This window comes from bacterium (genome assembly GCA_021371935.1).
In the GTDB taxonomy this organism is placed as follows: Bacteria; Armatimonadota; UBA5829; order UBA5829; family UBA5829; genus UBA5829.
The window spans coordinates 187,374-203,962 of record JAJFVF010000009.1 but is presented as its reverse complement, the minus strand read 5'-3'; the positions used below and the strand labels follow the sequence as shown (position 1 = coordinate 203,962).

20 protein-coding genes are annotated in these 16,589 nt (G+C 50.4%); 3 read left to right on the top strand and 17 right to left on the bottom strand.

The annotated features are described in order from the left end of the window. Nucleotides 1-14 precede the first annotated feature (14 nt). From LLG46_07335 to LLG46_07320, 4 genes are all read right to left on the bottom strand, one after another. Nucleotides 15-590, bottom strand: coding sequence for a flagellar basal body L-ring protein FlgH (locus LLG46_07335; GenBank protein MCE5323113.1), 576 nt, complete (start codon nt 588-590; stop codon nt 15-17). Nucleotides 591-677: 87 nt separating this feature from the next. Beyond that, entirely contained in the window at nt 678-1,649 is a 972-nt protein-coding gene (gene flgA / locus LLG46_07330; GenBank protein ID MCE5323112.1) for a flagellar basal body P-ring formation chaperone FlgA, read from the bottom strand. A 5-nt stretch (nt 1,650-1,654) separates the two neighbouring features. Continuing rightward, a complete protein-coding gene (gene flgG, locus LLG46_07325; GenBank protein ID MCE5323111.1) occupies nt 1,655-2,443 on the bottom strand; it encodes a flagellar basal-body rod protein FlgG in 789 nt (262 codons plus the stop codon). A 47-nt stretch (nt 2,444-2,490) separates the two neighbouring features. Continuing rightward, entirely contained in the window at nt 2,491-3,180 is a 690-nt protein-coding gene (locus LLG46_07320) for a flagellar hook-basal body protein (GenBank protein ID MCE5323110.1), read from the bottom strand. A 206-nt stretch (nt 3,181-3,386) separates the two neighbouring features. On the opposite strand from LLG46_07320, the gene LLG46_07315 reads away from it, so the two are divergent. Beyond that, nucleotides 3,387-3,968, top strand: a complete 582-nt coding sequence (locus LLG46_07315) for a PEP-CTERM sorting domain-containing protein (protein ID MCE5323109.1) — start codon at nt 3,387-3,389, stop codon at nt 3,966-3,968. 138 nt (nt 3,969-4,106) lie between these two features. Here LLG46_07315 and LLG46_07310 read toward each other — a convergent pair whose 3' ends face one another. After that, entirely contained in the window at nt 4,107-5,486 is a 1,380-nt protein-coding gene (locus LLG46_07310; GenBank protein MCE5323108.1) for a sigma-70 family RNA polymerase sigma factor, read from the bottom strand. 226 nt (nt 5,487-5,712) lie between these two features. On the opposite strand from LLG46_07310, the gene secG reads away from it, so the two are divergent. After that, complete coding sequence (secG, locus tag LLG46_07305) at nt 5,713-5,943, top strand: preprotein translocase subunit SecG (GenBank protein MCE5323107.1); 231 nt, start codon at nt 5,713-5,715, stop codon at nt 5,941-5,943. A gap of 73 nt (nt 5,944-6,016) precedes the next feature. Here secG and LLG46_07300 read toward each other — a convergent pair whose 3' ends face one another. Continuing rightward, nucleotides 6,017-6,190: a hypothetical protein gene (locus LLG46_07300; protein ID MCE5323106.1), complete on the bottom strand. Its 174-nt coding sequence runs from the start codon at nt 6,188-6,190 to the stop codon at nt 6,017-6,019. A 225-nt stretch (nt 6,191-6,415) separates the two neighbouring features. Here LLG46_07300 and LLG46_07295 point away from each other — a divergent pair, with 225 nt between their 5' ends. Next, on the top strand, nt 6,416-7,726 hold the full coding sequence (locus LLG46_07295) for a TrpB-like pyridoxal phosphate-dependent enzyme (protein MCE5323105.1): 1,311 nt from the start codon (nt 6,416-6,418) through the stop codon (nt 7,724-7,726). Between the two features lie 73 nt (nt 7,727-7,799). On the opposite strand, the gene LLG46_07290 is transcribed toward LLG46_07295, so the two are convergent. From LLG46_07290 to LLG46_07240, 11 genes are all read right to left on the bottom strand, one after another. Next, nucleotides 7,800-8,462: a GntR family transcriptional regulator gene (locus LLG46_07290; protein ID MCE5323104.1), complete on the bottom strand. Its 663-nt coding sequence runs from the start codon at nt 8,460-8,462 to the stop codon at nt 7,800-7,802. 84 nt (nt 8,463-8,546) lie between these two features. Beyond that, nucleotides 8,547-9,569, bottom strand: a complete 1,023-nt coding sequence (locus LLG46_07285; protein MCE5323103.1) for an alcohol dehydrogenase catalytic domain-containing protein — start codon at nt 9,567-9,569, stop codon at nt 8,547-8,549. 113 nt (nt 9,570-9,682) lie between these two features. Next, nucleotides 9,683-10,489 carry a glycerophosphodiester phosphodiesterase family protein gene (locus LLG46_07280; GenBank protein MCE5323102.1) on the bottom strand — a complete coding sequence of 269 codons (807 nt, stop codon included), beginning with the start codon at nt 10,487-10,489 and terminating at the stop codon, nt 9,683-9,685. 90 nt (nt 10,490-10,579) lie between these two features. Further along, complete coding sequence (locus LLG46_07275; GenBank protein ID MCE5323101.1) at nt 10,580-11,266, bottom strand: metallophosphoesterase; 687 nt, start codon at nt 11,264-11,266, stop codon at nt 10,580-10,582. A 3-nt stretch (nt 11,267-11,269) separates the two neighbouring features. Next, nucleotides 11,270-12,022, bottom strand: coding sequence for a hypothetical protein (locus LLG46_07270; protein MCE5323100.1), 753 nt, complete (start codon nt 12,020-12,022; stop codon nt 11,270-11,272). Then, nucleotides 12,015-12,866 carry a hypothetical protein gene (locus LLG46_07265; protein MCE5323099.1) on the bottom strand — a complete coding sequence of 284 codons (852 nt, stop codon included), beginning with the start codon at nt 12,864-12,866 and terminating at the stop codon, nt 12,015-12,017. The genes LLG46_07270 and LLG46_07265 overlap by 8 nt, the downstream gene beginning before the upstream one ends. Continuing rightward, on the bottom strand, nt 12,867-13,673 hold the full coding sequence (locus tag LLG46_07260; GenBank protein MCE5323098.1) for a hypothetical protein: 807 nt from the start codon (nt 13,671-13,673) through the stop codon (nt 12,867-12,869). It lies immediately after the preceding gene. A gap of 19 nt (nt 13,674-13,692) precedes the next feature. Beyond that, nucleotides 13,693-14,499 (bottom strand): hypothetical protein, encoded by an 807-nt coding sequence (locus tag LLG46_07255; GenBank protein ID MCE5323097.1) that lies wholly within the window; start codon nt 14,497-14,499, stop codon nt 13,693-13,695. A gap of 152 nt (nt 14,500-14,651) precedes the next feature. Next, the gene (locus LLG46_07250) at nt 14,652-15,458 is read right to left on the bottom strand and encodes a hypothetical protein (protein ID MCE5323096.1); all 807 of its coding nucleotides are present in this window, start codon (nt 15,456-15,458) and stop codon (nt 14,652-14,654) included. Nucleotides 15,459-15,518: 60 nt separating this feature from the next. After that, nucleotides 15,519-15,845 carry a hypothetical protein gene (locus LLG46_07245; GenBank protein ID MCE5323095.1) on the bottom strand — a complete coding sequence of 109 codons (327 nt, stop codon included), beginning with the start codon at nt 15,843-15,845 and terminating at the stop codon, nt 15,519-15,521. Then, on the bottom strand, nt 15,835-16,278 hold the full coding sequence (locus LLG46_07240; GenBank protein ID MCE5323094.1) for a hypothetical protein: 444 nt from the start codon (nt 16,276-16,278) through the stop codon (nt 15,835-15,837). The genes LLG46_07245 and LLG46_07240 overlap by 11 nt, the downstream gene beginning before the upstream one ends. Between the last annotated feature and the right edge of the window lie 311 nt (nt 16,279-16,589).

The following is a 16,589-nucleotide window of genomic DNA, read 5'->3' as shown; positions in this document are numbered from 1 at the left end:
CCCTCAACTCTCGACTAAAAAAGTATCTTGAAAATCTTGCTGATAATGCCTTCTCTTTGCCTGCTGCTGATGGCGCCGCTGCCGACATGGGTAATCTTCGCATCGGCAATGCACGTGGAAGATACCGTATTGTCGGTTGTTATGTCCTGCTGCCTAATCACTCCCGACAGCTTTACCTCTTCCTTCTCGGCGTTCGTCTGCACAAACCGGCTGCCCTCTATCTGAAAATTGCCGTTATCCAGTATTTTGGTGATCGTGGCAGTCATAGTTGTGGTGAACGTACTTGTCCGAGTGGTGTTGCCGGAAGCCTTCACACTGTCACCGCCGCTGTAGCTGATGGCAGGTATGTTCTTGAGCAGAGTGCCAGTACCGCCGTCAGTGCTCAGAGATGAATCCTTTTTTGCATTAGTGGAAGCCGACTGGCTGGATGTGGCTGTCTCCACGATGAGCACGGTCACGATATCCCCAACCTTGGATGCGCGCTTGTCCGCATATTGCGATTTTGCCGACTCCGGCTGCCACAATGACTCGGCGCATGCCGACGCTCCCAAAACCAATATAAGTGCAAGAACTGTTATATATCTGCTCATAATAACCTCTCTTTCCCGGATTATGCGCTTTCTGCATAAATCCGGGGCTCCACGAGCATTATTCACGCCCCTCGTGAATAATGCAGACTATCTGACTATCTCCACCAGACCCGGCTCCACAACCTGCGCCCGAACCTCGCCCTGCGAGACAGCCGACATTACCCGTATGGTGTCGCCCTTCCTGCCGTCTTCTTTGACCTGTGCGGTAGTGTGAAGCATCACATTGCCGCATTTCACGGTCAGGTTCACAGTATCGCCCCGCTTCACATCCGGCGGAAGCTCGATCGACTGCGATGTAATGACGCAGCCGAGTTGAATGGTGCGCCGGGCGATCCATTCCTTGCTTTCATGATCGCCGTCACGTATGACTGCATCCCGAACTGTTGTTATGTCTCTCTTCTCCCAGGATGTATTTGATGGCATGAGCGCCTCACCCTGACTTATCAACTTTGTCGCTATCAGCACCTCGGCAACGGCCTTCACCGTAAGCGCAACGCTTGTGGTGGCTGCAGTCTTGCCATTTGACATGATTTCGAGCACAACCGTGTTTGCTCCCGGTCGAAGACTGCTGCTCATCAACCTCGGCCTGACCTCGACATTCTCAGCCTGGGCGATCACGATCTGCCTCGGTGCGCGCTCCACGATGACATCGTATGTAATATCATCCGTGCAGAGCCGCTCCATAACATATGCTTTCGCCTGCTCGGCTAGATCCTCAGAGCTGATCCTGACGCATTTGCCGACGATATCAACAGTATCTGGACCGACCAGATCAACCTCACTCTTCAGGTTAGCCGACTTGAGTCTCAGCTTTATATACTTCGCATCGATACTCTTGCTCTTGCCCGGCAAAGGACCTGTAGCCACGACTATCTCGCCTATGCGCTTCGCAAGTTTTTGCGGAGCCTCTATGCGCGCAATGTCCCCGATCTTGACCGAACGTGCGGGCTGCACCTGTGACTCGGGCTGCAATATCACTTTAGCCACAGCGGAATCAGCCGCTGCACACATGCCCAAAATCATATATATTGTCAGGAAGGCTATAGCCGCGCGCTTCATTGCAATTATCCCTTCAGATTGTTCGCGATGCTGAGCATGTCATCAGATGTCTGTATGCTCTTGGAATTGACCTCATAGGCTCTCTGAGCCTCGATCATATTGACCATCTCGTCGACGACGCTGACATTGGACACCTCCACCATTCCCTGGCTGAGTGTACCCGTGCCGTCCTCTCCGGGCGTGGCTGTTGCTGCTTCACCTGATGCGTCCGTCGCAGAATACAGGTTCTTACCTATGCTGCTTAAGCCGGCAGGGTTCAAAAACTTGGCAATCTGAATCTGGCCTATCTGCTGCGGGTCCGTCTGGCCGGTAACCGTGACTGTGACTGTTCCGTCCTCACCGATGGTGATATCTTCCGCCTCAGAAGGAATCGTGATCTCGGGCTGAACAGCATAGCCGTCGGATGTGACCAGCTTACCGTCGCTGTCCATCTTAAACGAGCCGTCTCTGGTATATGCAGTCTCACCAGACGGCAGCATCACTTGGAAGAAACCGTCACCTTCGATCATGACGTCCAGATCGTTATCGGTCTCCTTATAGTCACCCTGGGTGAAGATTTTCTCTGTGGCAGCCAGCCGTGTTCCCAAGCCCACTTGAATTCCTGTGGGAACCTGCACACCCTGTGCCTGCGACGCACCGGCGGTCCGGATAGTCTGATATAATAAATCCTGAAAATCTGCCCTGGTCTTCTTGAAACCGGTCGTATTGACGTTGGCCAGATTGTTCGCCGTGATATCCAGATTGGTCTGTTGAGCAGCCATTCCGGTGGCGGCTGTATATAAAGCTCGGATCATTCAAATGCCTCCATATGTTTCAAATAATCAGTTTCTGTTTCTGCGAACTATGTCTGCCCAGCGCTGTTTATCAGCTTATTGAGTGTGCCGTCAACAGCGGAGACCACCTTCTGATTTGCTTCAAAAGCCCGGACATTGGTGATCATGTCCACCATTTCCCGGACTATGTTCACATTTGCGCCCTCTATGCAGCCCTGCATCAGTTTTGTCTGGTCTTCCTGCGCGCCGACTATCTTTATCTTGTCTATAGGCATCCCATCGACACTCACTTCACCGTCGGCTGCCACACTCAGTTTGCCGTCAGGTATCTCGATCGTGCCGTTTTCGCCAAGGACTTTCGCCCCATCGGCAGTGCATAGTTCGCCCTCAGAGTCCAGACGGAAGTTGCCGGCGCGTGTGAGCATTGTCCCGTTTGACGTGCTCACTTCAAATGCACCCGGTCCATCTATCGCAAAGTCGAATGAATTGCCGGTCTCGCGGATCGGACCCTGACTGTTATCACGCGCGGAAGTGGTGCTCACGATCACCGAATCGACTTTGGAGTTAGGATAAGGTGGGCGTTCGCGATCAACCGCCATGGCAATTTGGCTGCCAAGCTCCTGCGCAAACGACGACGAGACCACCTTTTCGCGTTTGAAACCCGGGCTTTGGGCGTTAGCGATATTGTTTGCTATTACATCCTGCTTGTTCGCCTGAGCAACCAGGCCGCTTGCTGCTGTGTAAAGTGCTCTTATCATTTTTCTCTCCAATTGACGTATCGACAGTCCACATCATCGGGTTTAGCGGATTTTATGAGGCAGGCAAAAATGACATTGACAAACATAAACTCATGTGGTAATTTGCAAAAAAGTGACCGCTGCGTTTAGCAACTGGCGACGGCGGCACGGATGTGGTGTTTTCTTCCAACAATGAAGTAACGTAGTTATGGATGGAAGGAGATTTTATGATGAGGATACTTGGTTTGTTGGCAATGTGCCTGATCCTCGTCGCGTGTGTTGGCCCCGTTCTGGCTGATGATGTAACAATCGGAAGTGCAGAAAACCCAATCGAATTGAACGGTCTTGGCGCAAGCTACGAAGCTGAACATGCAGATGCAGCACCATTCAAGGGTTGGGCGTTTGTAACGGTCAAGAACACGGGCAGCGAAGCTTGGGGTGATTTTCACTTCAAGATATTCGCATATCCCGGCGGTTCCAGTGATATCTCGCAGGTGAGTTTTCTTGACTCGAGTATGCAGGACTCGCTGGGCGTTTGGGGATATGATCCCATCAGCACTCAGAGTTCAACAACATGGACCATCGACAATACCGTTGTAGGCGCTGAGATGAGCCTATACTTTTACTCGGACCCTTTGGCTCCGGGAGAAGTTGCGACCTTTTCCGTCTACACCGATAACACAGCAAGCCAGGCAAACTTTGGCTTGATGATGTGGCCGTCGCCGGTCGTGCCGGAGCCTGCCAGCATGCTGGCGCTCTCGACCGGGCTTATCGGTCTTGTCGGTTTCATGTTAAAGAAACGGCAATAGATGCTGAAATATCAGTAAGTTTTTCTTGATCAGCCGGAGGCACAATGACCTCCGGCTTTTTACTTCAGCATACCTATCACGAGAAACGTGAATAATGTTCTTGGAGACTCGAATTATGCGGTAAGCGCATAATCCGGACTAGCTTGCAGTCTTCTCAGGCACAGGACAGCGATGAGTTGTCCCGGCCATAGGCATTGTCATTACCCATACATCTTCTGAGTCGAGAGGCTTCGTCAATATTGGGCCGGGCATAGGATTGGGTGGGTTGATATACAGCTCCACAATCTGCTCAGTCTCAAGTCCCAAAATTGCAATGGCCTCCTGCAAATAGTCCGCATTGAAGGCGATTATCGTATCCGGTCCACCTGCAGAATAATCCGCCGGAAACCATACGCTTATCTCTCTTGCGAGGCTTTGGGAATCTACCGGATCCTGTCCCTGTCGTAAAACGATCCTCCTGTCCTCTGGACACAACACCATCAGCAGCCTGCTTGGCCATGCCGGATCCGTCTCGATAAGACCACCATCTCTTTGTTTCTTCAGCAGATCGAGCGCTTGGAGCCAGTGCCCTGACTTTGCGCGAATCCTCAGTTGCCATTCTGGAGGAATTATGAGACGCCAGTTTGGAAATTCTCCGTCAAGTAATTGCGTCTCTATCACATCACCATCGGACAGCCGAAGTCCGGCCTTACCATCCCCAAATGAAAGCGTGCCTTTATTCACGTCAGCATACTTGTCTCGAAGTGTTCTTGCCAGATCGGCATTCATCAGCACATTTGGCGTCATATCGATAGATGAAGAACCATAGTGCAGCAGTCTGCAGCCGTCAGTGCAGACAATGCTACCTTCACCCGTAAAATAAAATGCGCTTATCGGACTTGGCGGATCCAAACGAACAAACGACGCCGCAAGCCGTATCGTATCCATGTCTTTCTTTTGCAGTTTCCATGAGTTGGCTGAAACCATCATATCCTTGAGTTCCTTTCTCAGAGTATTTCTGGCGCGGTCCAACCGGCCCCGCACCACGGATATAGGAACACTCAACAGTTCGGCAGTCTCGCGATAGTCATATCCCTCGAGGTAATGCATTCTGACTACGCTTTGCTGCTGATCATTGAGAACCGCAAGGGCATCGAATATGGCCTCCCGGATTGCATTTCGCCGCATCAGTTCACGCGACTGCCTGGCCGCAGCCGACGTATATGGATGGTTTGCCTCATCTCCTTCACCAAGCCCCAGTATGATTGGCTGTGAAACACGTCTTCTCAGCCACATCCGGCATTCATTGCGCGCAATTGCAGCAAGCCAACCGACAAACTTCTCTGGTGAATCCAGTTGGTGAAGTCGATCATATGCTGTGATGAATGTTTCCTGGACCAGGTCATTGACATCCTCTTCAATCGATGCAAAACCTTGAGCGATGCGCCTGACCATTGAAAAATGGCGACGAACCAATTCATCAAAAGCCGATCTGTCCGCTCGCCGTGCTCTGGCTATTAGTTGTTCATCAGCAATCATCCAGGCTCTCCTGTTGAAGTTCCATCATTAATGATGCTGCCTGTATTGTGGATTTCATTGTCATGCAGACAAATATTTTCAGTCGCAGCATTGCGCACGATGTTTGATCCCAAGAGGTTCTCAAAAATACTTCCCCTCTTGACCATTGCGTTCCAATCTGATATGATTTTGAATGTTAAGGTGAGGATTTTTTGTCCGACCCACAAAACCGAGGTGGATCAACATAATGTTGAAAGGTATATTTATCGCTCTGCAAGTAATCAGCGCTGTCGCGCTTATAGCTATTGTAATGTCTCAGGCAACAAAAAGCGAGGGTCTGAGCGGCACGATCGGTGGTAAGACCGAATCTGCATTTCATGGAAAGCCGGGAATGGAAGAAAAACTTGAAGAACTCACCAAGTGGGCTGCTATAAGTTTTATGGTGTTGAGCGCAATAGTTATGTATGTAGTTAAGTGATATTTATTACATAAAAACACAAATCGCCCGCCAATCCGTGTGAGGATGCGGGCGTTTTTTTATGAGGTAATTATCAAGCAGCACGTTTGAGCTGCTCATTGGACTGAGCTTTATGCGGGCACTGGCTGCAGTCGGTGAGCGAACAGTCAAAACACTCTTCATTCTCCGGCTCTTTCGCGGTCGAGACCAGATACACATATAGTGCCACACTACCGATTATCCATCCTGAAAGAACTGCAATCCACATGCCGGTAAACCTCCATATCCATTATCGGCGATCTTATCGAAAATCCTCAGTTGGCGCAATATATCACTGCCGTGCTTATTACATTAAGTGAATATTATGCATAGATTACTCATATTCACAAATATTCACACTTGCTTAAGGATAATTTGCAGGATATAATGTAGATTGGCAGTTACATATCTTGCATTAAGAATGCCTACCAGCTTCTGGAACCGGAGGTCCATCATGGAGCAACGTCAGTTCGTCCTTTCGCAAAAAGATATGCCGACGCAGTGGTATAATATCGCCGCAGACCTTGATCAGACTCCACCGCCGCTGCATCCCGCCACAAACCAGCCCTGTAAACCTGAGGACTTGGCTCCCATATTTCCAATGGGCGTGATCGAACAGGAGATGAGTGCGCAAAGATGGATCGACATCCCAAAACCTGTGCTTGAGAAGCTGGCTCTATGGCGTCCGTCGCCTATTTATAGAGCGACATTTCTTGAAGAAGCACTCGACACTCCGGCAAAGATATACTATAAATATGAAGGAGCAAGCCCAGCCGGAAGCCATAAACTCAACACGGCAATTGCTCAGGCTTACTACAACAAACTCGAAGGCACAAAACGTATCGCCACAGAGACGGGAGCCGGGCAATGGGGAAGCGCACTTTCTATGGCGTGCAGCTTCTTCGGAATAGGCTGCACTGTGTATATGGTCCGCTGCAGCTTCATGCAAAAGCCGTATCGCAAGTCGCTGATGCAAGTTTATGGTGCCGATGTATATCCCAGTCCGAGTGAGCACACCGGTTTCGGCAGGCAAATCCTGGTCAAGGACCCGGACTGCCCGGGCAGCCTCGGTATCGCGATCAGTGAGGCACTTGAGGATACTCTGTCGCATGATGATGTGAAGTATTCACTTGGCAGTGTTTTGAACCATGTAGTCCTGCATCAGAGCGTGATCGGGCTCGAATCAAAGAAACAGATGGAACTGGCTGGGGTATATCCCGATGTCGTAATCGGATGCGTGGGCGGCGGGAGCAATTTCGGTGGGATCGTGGTTCCGTTTATGGCCGATAAGATCGCAGGCAAAAACATAAGAGCGACTGCAGTCGAACCGAAAGCATGTCCCACCCTTACCGAGGGACCATACAAATATGATTTCGGCGACACAGCTCAAATGACGCCTCTACTGAAGATGCACTCGCTGGGCGCGGACTTTATCCCGCCCGCAATCCATGCCGGAGGACTCAGATATCATGGCATGGCTCCCTTGGTGAGCCTGCTGAAGGACAAAGGCTTGATCGATGCCGTGGCGCTCGATCAGGTGGATGTGTTCGAGGCAGCCGTGCTCTTCGCCAGGACCGAGGGCATTATTCCAGCGCCTGAATCTGCTCATGCCATATGCGAAGCCATAAATGAAGCAAAACGGGCAAAGGAAGCCGCTAAACAGACAGTGATCCTCTTCAATTTAAGCGGCCATGGTTTCCTGGACCTGGGAGCATATGATAACTATTTCCATGACAAGATCCAAAGCACCGCCAACTGCGGCTGAGGATAGGCCTTGTGCCAACCGTAAAGGGTGATCACACATCTAAAAGCGGTTTTGATCGAGGAGAAAACTCATATCAACGCTTGCATCGCGAAACAAACTTTGCAAGCAGGTCGTCGATGTGCTCTTTTGCTTTTGCTTTTGCAAGTTCCTGGTCACCAGTAACTATGGCTTCAACAAGACCATCATGAATATCAGAACGGCTTACATCAGTGGAAAGCCAGCATATGTTTCGTATTGTATTCGTGATGACACGAGAATTGTTGAGCATCCGAATGAGCAGATCTATACCTGAACACTTTACGACCAGAGTATGCAGAGCATCATCGGTTTCCAGACAGCCTGCAACATTATTTGCTATTGAATAGTCTTTGTATTTGCTTGCCAGATCTTTAATCTTGGTGCGCTGTTCCTCGCTTGCTCGCTCGGCGCAGCACTTCGCAGCCATCTGCTCAAGATGCGAACGAATCAGTATTGCACATTCCATTTCTTCGTATGTCCAATCAACCACCTGAGCACCATGGTTCGGCACTGATACCACTAAACCATCATGTTCCAATCTGCTTATTGCTAAAATTATCGGTATATTGCTCGTATCCAGTCTTTTTGCAAGCTCGCGATGTATTAATCTCATTCCCGGCTTTAGTTCGCCGGATTCTATCATATTACGAAGCCTAATATAGGCATATTCAGAAGTTGTCTGCTTGTTTTCAATAACCTGTTCAGTTGTATTATTCATCAATTGCCACCATTATTATATGCACTATTATGTATTATTGCTTCAAATTTACTTTTTGTCAATAGCAAACTTAGCAACGATATGTTAGATCGTGTTATTTTTGTGTGCGTTTCGGTTACTTTTCACAATTGCTCTTATGATACCATCTGCTTTTGTGATTGCAGATTCCATAGCATCCGCTGTGCTCTCCAGTGTAAAATTGTGTGCACCGTAGCACTTTACGTCTACCTTCCCACCGGCAATCAGCTCGATTGATCTTTCAGCGGTCAAGTTGCTGCGCCGAACAAAAATAACAAAAAGTTGCTTGCGCCTGGCGTTGGAAGCCTCAAAAAAATATTTATCTTCGTCCGGTATTCCTACTACCACTACCTTCCCCAATGGGTGCACCACCCTGCCGGCATCAATCAGTGTCTCCGGCACACCGGCGCACTCAAAGGCTGTATCCACACCACGGCAATCGGTCAGCCGCTCTACCTCTTGTTCTATATCAATTGTGCCGGGGTCGAGCGCAGCATCGGCTCCCAACTCGAGCGCAAGTTTTCGTCTTTCCGGCACAGGGTCCGTCACAATTATTTTTCCGACTCCAGCCACCTTCGCCGCCTGCAAAACCGATAACCCTATGGCGCCACTGCCAAGGATCATGATCGTGTTGCCGGCAACCGGAGAGGCCAGTTCAACTGCATAAACACCCACCGCGAGAGGCTCCACCATGGCAGCCTCATCAAAAGTCAGAGCGTCCGGGACCTTGAGAGCCAGTTTTGCAGGCCAGGCAATATAGTCGCGAAGGCAACCGTCAACCGGTGGAGTCCCGAAAAACTGAACGTCACGACAGACATTGAAGTGGCCTGACTTGCAGTAAACGCACTTGCCGCATGGCTTAGCAGGTTCGATGGCGACCCTGTCACCGACCCTCAGCGAATCGACTCCCGCCCCAAGCGCCGTAATGACACCGGATGCTTCATGCCCCATTACTATCGGTGCAGTAATGGCTGTGGAGCCGATCCGTCCATCACGATAATAGTGCAGATCGGACGCACAAATTCCAACTGATTTGATCTGTATCTGCACCTCTCCCGGACCAGGCTGCGGCACAGGTTCATCGTGCATTCTAAGGTCTCTAGGACCATGGAGTCTGAGAGCACGCATAGTAAATCCTTTCAAATCAACACCTAAGGCTGTGTTTGAACACATTCAATATCGAGGATGGGCTGCGGATGTGCTTACCTACTATTATACTCGCTCATAACCTTCAATGCCACCATCGGGTTATCAGTCGCAAACGACATTATGCCGATGTCCATCAGCTTTTTGTATGCTTCAGGATTATCCGAGCCTATCACAAGCACTTGGAACAAAATGCCCCTGGGCTGTATCTCTTGTCTAACCTCACGCAGGAAATCACTTGATGGATCAAATGGCTCCGATGCGTTCAGGTCAAGGACATGGACGTGTATCTGAAGCTGAGTTATATCGGCAAAATCTGCTTTTTTCAATTCCGTCATCTGCTCGCGGAGGCGGGTCTCTTCTCTGCCATTCCACAGGAGCGTCTGTGACTTGGGGAGCAGTCTTTTCCATTCATGTATTTCGTCATAGTGCGGGGTAGCCAAAATTACCTGTTCGTCCACGCCTCTTTCTCGCACAAGAGCTGCGAGTTTATCCAGCGGAACCTTCTTGACATCCATATACAGCATGCGGTCTTTGCGGCCTTGCATACAATCCAGCACTTCGCTTATGCGCGGAATATGCTGACCCTTATACTCTTCACCTTTATATGAACCCACATCAAGTTTTGAGACCACGTCCCAGTCAAGATCATTGACACTCTTTGACCGGATTTCAGGGTCTGCAGACGGGGCAAGCCGTTCAAGGTTCTCGTCGTGAAACGCCACGATCACTCCGTCGCTTGTGGACCGCACATCAGCCTCGGGAATTGTGCCGATCCGCCATGCCAGCTCAAATGAGGGAAGTGTATTTTCAGGAGCCAGGTCGCCTGCTCCACGGTGAGACTGTATGATATGCGAAGGCATCTGAGTGTATTCACCTCCCGAACACAGGCAAGGCAGAGCGCAGCGACGTCAATGATAACAACGTTGAGCAGCATGCCGATAATTGCCCGTTCATATGATTAACAGTGGTCTAAAACCGGTGTGGTCCACAGCCGCAAGATGATATGCCACCCCGTCCACATCACCTTCTATAAACGCGCCTGAATGTATATGACCGTATATGACTATGTCCACACCATGATCTTTTATGACCTGTGCAAAAGTATTGGGTTGGAGGTCTGCGTCGAACGGAGGATAATGGAGCATGACAATCTTTTTGGATACATTGTCAGGTATTTCGCTCAGCCCACGCTCCAGGTAGGCCAGTTCCCGTTTCATCACACGCTGGTCGCCTGCTTCTATGCCAGTCTGACCTTCTTCCACCCTCCATCCACGGGTGCCGGTTATACCGATATCGCCCACCACAATCCCTCTGCCGAGCAACAGAGTGATTGATTCGGGCAGCATCTTTTGAATGCGATTTGTGGATTCGCGCCTCCACCAGTAATCATGGTTTCCGCGAATCAATATTTTCCTGCCGGGCCGAGCGGTAATATACTCGATATCGGGAGTCGCCTCTTCAAACTTCAGCGCCCATGACAGGTCACCCGCCAGCAGCACTGTATCGTCACTGCTGACTGCCATGTCCCAGTTGTCCGCGATCTTGGCTGCATGGTCCCTCCAGGCATCGCCGAAGATGTCCATAGGCTTCTCTTTGCCCAGAGACAGATGCAGGTCGGATATCGCGAAAATGGACATGGGCTATTCGTGTTTGACCTTCGGCCTGCGGATGGCTCGAACGATCATTACAATCAGCGCGAGAGCAAACAGGCTGACAAGCGCTCTGAATATTCCGCTGGACCAGTCGCTTTTTGCCTGCGGAAACCAGTCATTGACCAAGAAGTTGAACCGTCCGATAAAGAGTGTCATCCTGCCCATGACCGTCGCGCCAAACATTGCGCCGAAACCGATCATGAGAAACCATCTGCCGGCCATGGCCGTATGCTTGATCGCAGCGCTCTTGTGGTCGAAGCTGAAGAAGAAGTATGACATAGAGGCAAAGAGTATCACATAGAATATCACTATATTCAGAGTGTCCCAAACAGACATGCCTCCGCCGACAACCGGCTTCATGGATGCGCCGATCTGCGGGAAGTAGATCTGATAGAACTCTCTGAATGCGCCTCCCGCGCCGAGCCCCATAAACAACCCGAAGATCACCCGGCTTACCCAGGCGTGTTTGCGGCTGTACATAAAGTAGAACATGCTTCCCAGGACCGCAGCGAATGCCCAATACCACTGGCCGTCATTGACCATCAGCTTCCACCATTTCGGGTAGATGACCTCGTTCCATGTAATATACATACTGTAACCGGAAGCAAGCCCGATGAACACATGCTCGAAGAACCTGTAGAATTTATTCTCAGCATAGAGCACACTGTAGATGGCAAAAGTCGATATTGCGGCGCACCATATCGTTATCGCATTTGCATGCGCAATAATCCAATTAGCCATGTCGCCGACCTCCTCGTGCCCGATTTGCGGCGAAGTAGCCGATATTTCCGATAATCAGGAGCACTATAATGAATATATGAGCCGTCGACAGCGCCCAAGATGCCGCCGATGAATATGTCGCCTCATTTCCCATACCCAACAGCGTCTCATACTGCGCCGAACCAATCACTCCATTGAGCATTCCGTTGAGCTGCCCGGAATCAAGATATGGATATGCCTCAGCTGCCATAACTGCCGTCGGACAATAGACCAGAGGGATGTTATTAGGCATATTGAAGTATGCGATCCAAACCGGCACCGTCCCGCTTGCAGTCACCTCGATAACCGTCCCGATCTGCTTGGCGCTTTTGACATCTTTCGTGGCAGAGATGTCGGCAAGCTTTGTGCCGTATTTGTCCTGCTTGATAACCTTCTGGAAATCTTTGGCCATTCCGCTGACGATCACATACATTGGGCCGGGGTTGTAACCGAGATCGACCCAGTCACGGCCATATTGCTTATGCATCTGCCCGGACACTTGCTTGCCGATTTTGCTGACAAGCTCCGCTCCCACCGGGTCCCAGGTGACAGTGGCAAACTTGGTGCCTTTCCTGAATAGATGCCGCATCATCGCCTCCACCTGAGGGCCGTTTTCGGCAACCGTGCCAGCATCGAAGTAACTGGACAATATTACGAGCTTATCGTTCGGCACTGCCTGGATCGTGTCATAAGCACTCTGCACCTCTTTGAAAATGGTGCGGGGGTGTCTTGCAGGTTTGCGCACAAGCGGAATTATTATCACTAGCGCCACCAGCAGATACAAAATACGTCTGTCTATGTTTTGTAGTTTCGCAAATATATTCATTTACAACTGCCTGTCGAAGTAACTGCCTCTCTCAAGGTTCAGCCATATTCTAAGTCCCATCGCCAGCGCGCCGACTGCCACTCCAAAGGCTATCGCTCGCTGAACAGCCATGTTCGGCCATATCAGCAGCCAATAGCCGATCTTCTCCAGTCTGAAGATGGAAAGAAAACCAGTATCGGGAAGCCAATTTGTCAGCACTACGCCTACCGGAACCAGAGCCAGCATAATGATTGCGGCGGCCGCCATCATCAGCACCGATTCGGTGGAGCGTATTCTGAACGCGCGGAATGCCGCCGACACTATATAGAACGCGATCAACGAGAACATTGTCGCATCAAGGGACGTGAGGAAACCGGTGAAAAGTATCGTGAACATGCTGTCTGCGGCATGGTTATTTGCGTTCTTCATAAGCCCCGAAATGAGGATGCCGAAAAACGCCACGAAGAAAGCTGCACTGTTATACCAACCCGGCCCCCTTTTGCCTACGGCTCTGCCGTGCAACTGGAAGAGGTTCCAAATGCCCAGAAACAGCGCAAAGCTCCATATGATCTGCACTATCTGTCCAACCAGAGGCCGCATATCGGTGAGTGGGTTTCTTGTGGGGTGCAGGTGCCAGGCTGCAGGCGGAATCAAGAATTCCAGCGAATAGTACAGACCGCCAATAAACGTGATCACGGCGACCAGGTTCTTGCGGTGGCGTGCCGGGACCATGGTCAGAAACCACAGTGCCATTGCGCCGACTACCAGCACCCCCATAATGAATGCCACCAATTGCCAACCGTGGCGCGGCATAGTTAAAAATGTCATCAAACTGCCATGCATCTATCTATAGTCCTTTGCAGAAAAACCTAAAGAAATTGTGTTGCAAAAACTCGACCACCGGATTGCCCGGAACAACTTGAGAAACCGTGACGGTGATTGCACCGAGTATGATTATGCCTACTATAACGAGCTTGCCCCAGTCCTGGCCGACCAGAGAACCCAGCAGAGTAGGTTCTCTTGAGAGGTATGCGCTTGCAGCATAATATTCTTCGCCGAATATCGTGTAATCACAAGAGGCAAGGAAAAATGGGATTTGAACGGTCCCGGCCAGGCTCGCTATCTGGATTGCGCCCGCATTATGGCCGTTTTCCGACATTACCAGGGCTTCTGCGGCAAAACTCCCGCAATAGAAGATCGTGGCGACTTTCTCACGATACATCGTCCCTATAACTCCAGATGCATATGCAAACTGTCGCCCCGAGAGATATCTGACGTCGTCCGGGTTAAACTGTTCCGGCTTGCCTTCTGCCGTATATGCATCTTTGGAGACTTCTTCCGCAACAGTATAGAGCACCGCGTCATAAAGCGGAACGATTACCCGCGTGCCGTATTTGGCGGCATGCTTGGTGACATGCGAAAGGACCGCCATGGATTGAAGCCCCACTATATCCAGCCCGCATAGGCCGGGCACATACAGCATTGGACGTCCCATCTCAGTTGCTCGCCCAACCGCTTCATCCAGAACAGACAATCCCGGTATTCGCCTGATAAAAAGCTCCCGTCCGCGCCGAGCGGAGAGTATTTTGAACAGAATGAAGAACGTGAGCAGTCCTTCGACTATATAGACCGCTCCATTTGCATAATCGCCCATGTATAATCCTTACTTCACTTCATAGGTTGCGTATCCATTATCAATTGCAACACTTGTGTATACGTCTAGATCGGGTGTGTATTATCCCGACCATTAAGTATGAAATTAGTGAGCCCGGCTCGTACTTCCTTGCAAACAGGGAATTTTTTATTTTAGAGCCCTCCGCCAAAGAATTTGAAGAAGTGGCATTGCAGGAAGTGTGCAATCGCGTTGCCCGGCATGGTGAGAGCGAGTGTGGCTGTGATTGAGCCAAGTATTATTATCGCAATAATGAGTATTTTGCCCCAGTCCTGACCCACAAGGCTGCCCAACAGTGTCGGTTCCCTCGAAAGATATGCGCTTGTGGCGTAATACTCGTCACCGATGATCGTGTAATCACATGAAGCCAGCAAAAACGGCACCTGTGTCGTCTCGGTCGTGCCCGCTATCTGAATCGCTCCGGCCTGCTGGCCGTTTTCGGTTAAAACCAGGGCTTCGGCGGCAAAGTACCCGAAGTAGAAAACTGTGGCGATCTGTTCGCGGTAGATTATTCCAATTACTCCCGATGCCCAGGCAAACTGCCGTCCCGAGAGGTATCTGATGTCATCGATGTCGAACATCTCAGGTCTGCCTGCATCAGCATAGGCATCCTTTACCACCTCTTCGGCAACGGTATATAGCACTGCATCCGCAAGTGGAACAATCACCCGCGTGCCGTATTTTGCCGCATGCTTTGTGACATGCGAGAGGACCGACATTGCCTGCAGGCCTATTATGTCCAGCCCGCTCAACCCAGGCACGAAAAGCATCGGCTTACCCATCTCGGTCGCGCGCCCGACGGCTTCGTCCAGCGCCGATAAGCCCGCTATTCGTCTTATATACAGTTCACGTCCCAGCCGCGCTGAGAAAATCTTATATAGTATAAAGAAGCAGAGTAACCCTTCGACGACATATACCGCTTTGTTTGCGTAATCGCCCATTGTATTTCCTATCCAAGAGTGGACAGCATCGGCAACTCTTTGGTTTATTGACCCTGTTTTCTAACTTTTTGACTCTTCAACCTCTTGACTTTGTGACTGCCCGGCTTCCAGACTCATCTCCTCGATGCGATCGATAAGCAGGTCAACATTATGCCGGTCCGCAAGCAGTCTGCTCAGATCCGCCATTCCTTTTGCTCCGACCAGCGGTCCCAGAAAAGGCATCGCCACAAGCGCAGCCTGGCTGGCGATAAACGAGAGCGGCTTGTGTGTCTCCAGAAAGAGCACAGCCGGAGCCTCCAACCGCCTTGAGACGATCTTTTCCGATATGGAGTTAATCAGCGAGTCACGTTCTTCCTCGCTGAGAGGCAAACTTATTTCAAGCGGCATCTTTCACCCGTAAAGCCTTCACAGCGTCGATCACGTCATTTCTATTATCAGCGAACCGTAGATATACTCCTCTGAACGCCTCCAAGCGCGATTGCCGGTCCAGTGGACTGAGCTTAACGCCCAGATTATCGAGATAACAGTGCCGGACATTTTCCCACTTTATCTCACTCTGCTTGAACTTGGTGCGGCATAAAGCGCTCTCATGCGTGAGAACGTAGTTTATGGGGAAGACAAAGTCCGCAAATCCTGCGATCATCACAACCGCCACCGCCGCGACCGCCAAAGCCCCGATCCACCAATATGCGGCAATCGACACGAATGCGGTCAGTCCTGCCAGAATCGCCAGCTTCGTGGGATATTGCCTGGCAAGATGCACATTCCAACTCAACACAACCTCATTATCGGCCTTCGTGGGATCAGTTCGCGTGGACATTCGATTTACAACTGAATTTCAAATTTAAGTAGTTGAGTCCATTATATGAATAGGTTAAGTCAGTGTCAAGCTCAACATCACATAAAGAACAGCCTGCATTTTGCTGATAATATGGGTGTAATTCGCTGATCTTTGAAAAATCCCGCTTAGTCAGGATTATGCGTTTCCCGCATAATCCGGGGCTCCGAGAGCATCATTCACGATCTTCGTGAATAATGCGGGTTAGGCGGCTGCACACTGCGACTTGCGAATAAAGAACAGGACAGACTTACTGCTATAACGCTATTGCAATTATTTTTTTCACTATGGGC